The following is a 1052-nucleotide window of genomic DNA, read 5'->3' as shown; positions in this document are numbered from 1 at the left end:
GTTGCCTGAGGCTATCTGGCTTGAGGCTGTCGCTATCGTGTCTGTGCCATGACGCACTTCGCCAACAACCTTGGACAGGCTGTTACGCATGCTTTGGATGGCGAACAGCAGGCTGGATGTGTCGCCCGGCTGGGTTTTGACATCCACCGACAAATCACCGGCAGCAATGCTGGTGGCAATGCCGGCCGCATAATCCGGCTCGCCACCAAGTTGCTTCATCACACTGCGGGTCAACCAAAATGTCACGCCAGCGCCCAGCAGGATGGCCACCAGAGCCATCACCAGGCTGATGACCAGCATTTTGTGGGTGGCGGCCCGCAACTCTGATTCGGCATTGTCGGCGGCTGCATTTTTGTCCTTGATGAAGGCTTGCAACTGTTCGCGTATTTCACGCCAAACCGGCGTTTCCTCGGTGTTCAGCAGCGTCATCGCTGCGTTCATGTCCCCTTGGGAAAGGCTGACAATCCTGGTGTGAAGCAGGGCCTGTTTCTCCCGCAGGACACCCACCTTCTGCAAGATCGCCAGGGCGGGCGCGTCTGCGCTTGCAAGTTTTAATGCAGCAGCGTGCGAGCTCTTGAATTCGCTGCCGGCCGTCATGAGGTTCTCATGAGCCTTTTTATTGGACGTGTCCAGCACGATATTGCGCAGCGCCTGACCCATTTGCAGACCTTGTGCGTAAAGATTGCTGCCCGCTTGAAGCAGCGCCTGGTCTTGTGCCAGAAAAATCTCGAATCGACTTTTGGCGTTTTGCATGCCAACAAGCGCCACACCAATGGCCAATGTGAAACAGGCGCAGACCAGCGCCATCACCACAATCATCTTGGTTCTAAGTTTCACGTGCATCTTTCATTTGGTTCATACGTGGGTGCGCCCCCGCATCAGCTGCGGAGGCGTCCCTTCAAAGTGTCAAGCCCTTGGCGGGCAAGCCCGGCTTAAAACGTTTCCCAATCCCCGCCAGCAACCGGTGCGGCAATCGCCTGCTTGGCCGCTGGTGGCTGCTTGGGGGCGCTTTTTGGCTTGCTACTGCTGGCAGCCGCCGGACGTTTGCCCTG

1 pseudogene is annotated in these 1052 nt (G+C 57.5%); it reads right to left on the bottom strand.

The window, feature by feature from the left end:
* A pseudogene (locus tag ACFQND_RS12255) lies at positions 1 to 837 on the bottom strand (methyl-accepting chemotaxis protein); the annotation flags it as partial.
* Positions 838 to 1052 lie beyond the last annotated feature (215 nt).

This window comes from Polaromonas aquatica (assembly GCF_042659145.1).
In the GTDB taxonomy this organism is placed as follows: domain Bacteria; phylum Pseudomonadota; class Gammaproteobacteria; order Burkholderiales; family Burkholderiaceae_C; genus Polaromonas; species Polaromonas aquatica.
Note: the sequence above shows the minus strand (reverse complement) of the source record. Positions and strands in the feature narration are given on the sequence as shown.